This is a genomic window from Sphingobacterium alimentarium, from assembly GCF_004342685.1.
Taxonomy (GTDB): Bacteria; Bacteroidota; Bacteroidia; order Sphingobacteriales; family Sphingobacteriaceae; genus Sphingobacterium; species Sphingobacterium alimentarium.
Genome location: NZ_SMBZ01000076.1, coordinates 1 through 7,397, shown reverse-complemented (window position 1 = coordinate 7,397; position 7,397 = coordinate 1). Strand labels below are relative to the sequence as shown.

The window sequence follows — 7,397 nt, the reverse complement described above, 5'->3', positions numbered from 1 at the left end:
TAACAAGGAAATGAGAATAAGAGCCAAAATGATGCCTATAGTGGAGGATTTAATACGGAAATTAAATCTGCCGCACTAAAAGGGACAAGTCAGGAAGTTAAAATAAGAACATACAGAGATGAAAAAAGGCGACATAAAATTTAGGTCGCCTTTTGCTGTTTTTAGAACTCAATGATTTCGGAATCTTTTACTTCCACCTTGGTCCAGTATTTACTGTAAGCAGCTACGGCTTCAGTATGTATAGAATGTGTTTCGTAAACATTGATATCCGCTAAATTATCAAATGTGACTGTAATACTATAAGAAAATGAATTGTCGACAACAGGACGAGGATTAGTGGATGCTGGTTTTCCAACAGTAAAAGTTTTGATCCCTGGAACCGTTTTTAGTATTTTGAAAAACTCCAAAAAGTCTTTTTCTTCTTCAGAGGTGATACCTTCTTTCAGCCAGAAATAAACCTGATGAACGATAGTTCCTTGGTTTTTGGTCGATTCACCGGCCTGGCTTGTTGTAGAAAAATTGCAGGAAGTCAAAATGGAGGAAGATAATCCTGCAATTCCTGCTCCTAAAAAAAGTCGTCTTTTCATAAGTTATAGTTTAATAGTTTATTTTCAGTTATAATATAAGTTTTGGCAGCGCTGACAAATCTTCGAATAAATACGAAGCGTCTGCTAGCCGCTGTTTTTCTGTTTGATGTTTAGTCACCGCAACACATACCAGACCTGCTGAGCTGGCTGAGGTATATCCTGTTATTGTATCTTCTACGGCGATAATATTTTCCTTCGGTAGACCCAGCAATTCTGTCGCTAGAAGATAAGGTTCCGGGTTGGGCTTGGGATTATTCACTCTTTCGCGCGTAATAAAAAATTCAAAATAATCCAGCAATTGATGGTGTCCCAACACAGTATCGACTGTTGATCTATAACTCGAAGTGACCAACGCAATACGTACCCCCTTTTTTTGTAAACCTTCCAATACCTCTTTAACATGGGGCATCAGACGGATCGACGTCATATCGGATTGCGCATATGCTGCACGAGTCTTATTCCACATGGACTCTTCATCAGTCTCTACTTTATATCTTTCACGCAAAAATTGAACATTTCGTACTAAGGTATGCCCAGCGAAATCCTTAATCCAATCCTCAAATGAAATATTGATCTCAAATTCTCGTTGTAAAATTGGGGACCAATTGCTATAATAAAAATACTCTGAATCAATCAGTGTCCCATCCAAATCAAATAATACGGCCTTTATTGTTGATATACTCATACCCCAAAGATCGTTAAAAATTTATGTACAATTGTCTTAAAGGTGTCTCAATGTAACAAATTAAGCCTCCCGCAAAAGGAGGCTTAGCTGCTATTTACTAAAAAAAATATTAATACCCATCATTTTGTTTTAAGGTACCTCCGCTTCTATCAATTTCCGTTTGTGGAATTGGGAAGTAATCATTATAAGACTTATAGGATAACCCTTTATAGAATGGAAGATGCGTGCCTTCAAATGCGGAATAGCTTTCTAATACGGTTTTAGCAATTCCCCATCTTACCAAATCAAAATAACGGTGTCCTTCAAGCGCTAATTCCAATCTACGCTCCATTCGAACGGCTTTGCGTGCATAATCTTGAGTAGGGAAAGTTGTGTAAGGTTTCACTTGATAATTAGCCACCGACTTCCCATCGACCATCTTAACAGGTAGCTTAGCAGCTCTAAGGCGAACTGCATTAACATAATTCAAAGCCGAGGGAAGATCATTCAATTCCACGGCACACTCTGCAGCCATTAGATATACATCCGCTAAGCGCATGATATTAACATCTAATCCCGTAATGTATGCCTCTCCTGCAACTGTATTACTAGCAAATTGGCTTTGTTTAATCATGGTCTTTATTCCCACAAAAGGACCGGCAAAAGATGCCGAACGAATCCATGAGTCACCTGGCATTACGCCGTAATCCAAAAACGGGACTCCCCTTCTGCCCACTGTATAGTCCAATCGCGGGTCAATACGCAAGGTAACATCTAACTCGTAGTTCGTTTTGGCGGTTCCTGATAATCCTAAATCCGATTTATAAGGGTTAATGCGGTATTCACCCTCTAAATAAGGTAGTCCATTGGCATCCACTTTATAGGCATTCACAAGGTCAATAGTGGGCTGGTAGAATCCACAACAACTAACAGGAGCAGCGTAAATTCCACTAAGCATATCACCGACATTGGCATTATCCGCTGAACCGTTAGGATTGATAGCATGCTTAGATACTAATAGGGCTTCTGGTCCGTCTTCTTTTTCCACATCAAAGTTATCTTGGAAAGGCATATTGGATATGTCTTTGCCTGCTATAACTTCTTTGAATAATGGAAAAGCTAAATCATACTTCTTTTGGTATAAGTATAATTTGCCTAGGTAAGCCTTAGCGATATTTTTGTCCATGCGCCCAGCCTCACCTTTGATTTTGGATACTGGAAGATTATCGGCTGCAAATTTTACATCTTCGATAATTTTATCGTAAATATCCACATCATTGGGTTTAGTTTTAGATTCTTCTAAAGTGGTATTCTCATCTATCCAAGGAAGGTTTCTAAATATCCGCCACATAAAGAAATAGTAATGACCACGCAACATCCGTGCTTCAGCTTCAATCTCCAGGGCACGCGCCGCTGTGATATCCTTGCCACCCTGCTGATCTTGTTTGATCAACTTTAGCGTAGTATTGCTTCGAAGCACCCCTTCAAAGTATACTTGCCACATTGTAGTCAAGTTATCATTGGCAGGATTGGGATTCAACATTTCCAGCAGGTTCATATTGGGCTGATCAGTTTCTTCAGAACCTTTATGTGCATTGTCAGACGTCATTTCTCCAAAAACCCACTGGCTCGGAGCTGAAGCATAATTTCCCCATGAACCACTTACGTTTCCATTCATGATGCTGTAAGCTCCAAGCAATACAGCTTCAATACCTTCACCATTACTTACCTGTCCTTCCCCTAATTGCCCCTGAGGGGTCTTTTCTAAAAACTCTTTGCTACAACTACCTAGTAGCAGACCTACAGCCAGAGAGGCCATATATATTGAACGTATTTTCATAACATCAAAATTTCAAATATTAAAAGCCTAAACTTAACCCAAATAAAAATTGGCGTGATTGAGGATATACTCCCAAATCCACCCCGATAGCCGGATAATCGGATGGTGTAGCTGTCACCTCTGGATCTAAACCATCATACTTAGTAATGGTGAAGAGATTTGTCACACCTACATACATTCTAAGTTTGGTAATTGCCGTACTCGATCCAAACACATTCTGAACAGGCAGGTTATACCCTATTTGTAAGTTTTTTAATTTTAAAAAGCTCGCATCTTGCACAAAATAGCTCGAAGTCGCATATTCAAAAGCAGAAGCATTAGAAGTCAAAGAAGGAATATTTGAATCTGTGTTTGTTGGAGACCAAGCATCTAATAAACGTGCGCTTTTAGAACCCGTAAATACAGAGAAATCTGTGAAATAACGCGTCATATCAAACACGTCATTACCCTGCGATCCATAAAAAAACATCGATAAATCCCAGTTTTTATACGCTGTGTTAATACCCAAAGAATAAACAAAGTCCGGATGTGGATTACCAATAATAGTTCGATCCTCATCGTTAATAACACCATCATTATTGACATCTTGATACTTCAAACCACCAGGCCTAGCTTTACCATCAGCATAGTTAGCAGAGTTCGATACATCAGCAGCATCTTTGTAGATGCCTTCGACTTTATAACCATAGAAAGAACCGAATGATTCTCCTGGCTTTAATATTGTGGTTGATATACTTCTGAAGTTACCATATATCTGCGAAGAAACCGAAGGCGCTAAGGAAACAACCTCATTGATATTTTTGGAGAAAGTACCTGTCAAATCAAGTTTAAAATCCTTTTGCTGCCTGTGCCCGTAATGATAACCCAAGGAAAGTTCCACACCGTGATTGCGCATATTACCAATGTTCACATAGGGTGAGGATGCTCTCCCTACAGATATAGCGGGAAGTGGAACACGGAATAGCATGTCCTGGGTTTTCTTATCGTAATACTCAAGAGCACCGTCGATATCGCCATTTAATAGGGTAAAGTCTAGACCTAAGTTTAGCGCATTTACTTGTTCCCATTTGACATCTTCATTGGCATAATCACTTTGCCAAAGCCCACTTTGCACTGATCCGCCAATTGGATAAGATGATTGTGTGATCGAACTTGCAAAGCGGTTAATATAGTTATAAGCTGGAATTCTTTGGTTCCCTGTAACCCCGTAACCCGCTCTAAATTTCAAATCCGTTATCCAGGATACATCCTTCATAAATTCTTCACTCGATAAGCGCCATGCTCCAGAGATACCCGGGAATAAACCATATTTATTATTTGGACCAAAATTCGAGGAACCATCTCTACGTAATGTAGCACTTAAGATATAACGGTCATTGTAACTGTAATCTAATTTACCGAAAATAGAAAACATAGATCCTACGCCACCGGAACTGGCATTACCGAAATTTGAAGTACCAGCATTCAGATAGAAGTAATCTAAACTATTGAGAATAAAGAAATTATTTCTATTACCCGATAGGTCACGGCTTCGGCTACTGATGGCCTCAGTACCGGCTAAAATATTTATATTATGTAAATCAAATTGTTTACGGTAATTCATTGTATTTGTCCAGGTCCATTCCGAACCATAGCCGAAATATTCACTTAAGGCATTATTCATTGACCCCTCACCAAACTCTGGATTCGGATAGCTAATATCGATGCCATTATAGTTTTCATAGCGCAAACCGAAACTTGTACGATAGGTTAAGTCGTCCAGAATGTCGACCTCAGCAAACATATTTCCAAAAAAGAAATTGCTTTTATTCACATCATCTTTCATCCTATAAGCCACAGCGACAGGATTTTGACCATTACCATAACCACCACGTGTTCCCGCAAAATTTCCGCCTTCGTCATATACAGGTACAATATTTTGAATACGGAATGACCAAGCAATTACTGACTCGTCCCCCATATATCCTCCTGCAGCATTGGGATTCACACCCATACCTACCCCACGGGTAAAACTATATTGCATATTCTCTCCGAAACGCAGTTTACCATCAAAAGCCTTGAACTGGGTGTTGGTGCGCACGTTATAGCGCTGGAACTTTGAATGAATAACTGTACCCTGTTGATCTAAGAATCCCCCAGACATGGCGTAGGTTGCATTGTCATTGCCTCCGGTAGCAGCTAGTTGATAGGACTGAGTCGGGGCATTCTGGCTTACTTCTCTAAACCAATCTGTACCTTGTTGATTGGCTTTAGTAATTTGGTAAAATGAATTAAAATCACGGGAGTAATTATATTTCGACATGTCTGCATCGGCCGCCGTAATATTATTTCCCGCTTTAGATCCAGCGAGCAAATATTCAGGTAAGGTATTATTGGTACCATTGATTGCATTTTGCATGTCCAGGTTTTGCTGCGGGGTAAGCATTTTAGGGAATCTATCGCGCTGAGGAGCTTGAACCCCGGCATAGGCATCCAAGGTGAATTGAGATTTCCCGGCCTTACCCGATCGCGTGGTAATAATCACAACACCATTATTAGCTCTTGCTCCATAGATGGATGCAGCTGATGCATCCTTAAGCACCTGCATGGATTCAATATCATTCTGGTTGAGCCAACTTAACTTACCCTCGAAAGGCACTCCGTCTATAATGTATAAAGGTTCATTGTTATTAATGGTAGAATAGCCACGAATTTTTATCTGCGGGGTAGAACCTGGAGCCCCGTCATTTACAATCTGCACACCAGTTGCCTTTCCTTGAAGTGCTTCTACAGCAGTAGCTGCTGGCTGGGACTTCAATTGATCGACATCAATTATAGCCACCGAACCTGTCAAGTCACGCTTACGCTGGGTACCGTAGCCCGTCACCACGACTTCTTCAAGGCTATTATCGTCTTCGACCATTCGGATCTGTAACGTTGTCGTGCCCGAAGTAATTGGAATCACCTGGGTAGTATGTCCCAAGTAAATAAACTCCAAAGATTGATTGGGTGATACCTTGATCTCAAATTGACCTGCAGCATTTGTGGATGTTGCTATTGTCGTACCTATTACCTTCACGGTAACACCAGCCAGCGGCTCATTATTGGTAGAGGAAGTAACGGTACCCCGTATTACTTGCTCTTGTTGAAGCTTAGTAAGTGCATAGTTTAATTTAGATTTTTTGGTGAAGGTTTCGGCCGATGTTAAGTGACTACTTAACAAAAATGCTGTTGTAATTAGTGCGCATTGCTGCAATGGAATTCCACGAAGTAGAAGTATTCCTTTTTTGAATACATTAAACTTATACATAATGATGGATTGTAATGGTTAGAAAAAATTATTTTTTACCCGAAAAGTGGTAGTACGCTACTAGCGCATAGTAAATTTAAGTCATAGGAATAGTTTATAATTTAGTTATCGGTTATCGTAAATTAAGTTACGCAAGTAACTTTTATAAAACAAGCAGATAAAATCGAAAAATTCACCAATTCGACAAAAAAGTCATCCTAGACTCTATTAATGTGATTATTATGTAGATAATAAATATTTTATTAATTATCTATTCTAACATTTATAAATTAAAATTACAGAGCTGTCCTTAAATAAATTTTTGGGCGTATAAAATCTACCTTCTTCTATTAATTAGGAAAGCTTTTCTTAAAAAAATTAAATTACATCCTCTGTTTTCTCTTTAAAAGAGCTTGAATTGCCCAATTCTATCAGGAGGTTTACCTGAAAAGAATGGACCATTAGCCCGTTTCCATAGGTCAATTTTCACAAATATATTCAAGCGAATAAAGTTCACCAGATTGGATAAGTTCCAATTATATTTGGCCTTCTTCTGAATGTATTTAAAGAGTAGTATTCCTATTAATGCAGTCCAAATTTGGATGTAGACAGCGTTTTCTGAGGTTCCTACAAAACTTGTTACTTTCAGACGCTGTTTTAGATGTTTGAAGACAGTTTCAATCTCCCATCTTTTCTTATATAAGGCCGCTACCGTTGATGCTTTCCAGGTGAAATTATTTGTTAAGAATTAATATTCAGCATTATTTATGCTGTCCCAAAAACGAACCAAGCGCATTTTCTTTCCTTGATAATGCTTTTTAGCATCTCCATCAAGTTCAATGATCTCATCCTTAAGGATTCCACTGTCCTTGAATCCTTCACTTTGAAATGTTTTCACTACCGTATATTTCATGTTGCTTTTACTGCGTGTAACAAAGAAGCACTGGTTGCTGTCCTTTAGATTTGCTTTTATATAAACAGATAACGATTTTGTCTTGGCAACTAACTATCGGCAGTGGCTCATTATGTTGCTGTCAA

At 39.0% G+C, this 7,397-nt stretch carries 5 protein-coding genes and 1 pseudogene; all 6 read right to left on the bottom strand.

Annotated features, from left to right (window positions below):
* Positions 1-161 precede the first annotated feature (161 nt).
* Positions 162-587 carry a Dabb family protein gene (locus tag EDC17_RS16250; protein ID WP_132779246.1) on the bottom strand — a complete coding sequence of 142 codons (426 nt, stop codon included), beginning with the start codon at positions 585-587 and terminating at the stop codon, positions 162-164.
* A gap of 28 nt (positions 588-615) precedes the next feature.
* A complete protein-coding gene (locus EDC17_RS16245; protein ID WP_132779244.1) occupies positions 616-1,272 on the bottom strand; it encodes an HAD family hydrolase in 657 nt (218 codons plus the stop codon).
* A 109-nt stretch (positions 1,273-1,381) separates the two neighbouring features.
* Positions 1,382-3,091 (bottom strand): RagB/SusD family nutrient uptake outer membrane protein, encoded by a 1,710-nt coding sequence (locus EDC17_RS16240; RefSeq protein WP_132779242.1) that lies wholly within the window; start codon positions 3,089-3,091, stop codon positions 1,382-1,384.
* Positions 3,092-3,110: 19 nt separating this feature from the next.
* On the bottom strand, positions 3,111-6,380 hold the full coding sequence (locus tag EDC17_RS16235; RefSeq protein WP_132779240.1) for a SusC/RagA family TonB-linked outer membrane protein: 3,270 nt from the start codon (positions 6,378-6,380) through the stop codon (positions 3,111-3,113).
* Between the two features lie 382 nt (positions 6,381-6,762).
* A pseudogene (locus tag EDC17_RS17675) lies at positions 6,763-7,092 on the bottom strand (transposase); the annotation flags it as partial.
* 15 nt (positions 7,093-7,107) lie between these two features.
* A complete protein-coding gene (locus tag EDC17_RS16945) occupies positions 7,108-7,272 on the bottom strand; it encodes a hypothetical protein (RefSeq protein WP_165894454.1) in 165 nt (54 codons plus the stop codon).
* Between the last annotated feature and the right edge of the window lie 125 nt (positions 7,273-7,397).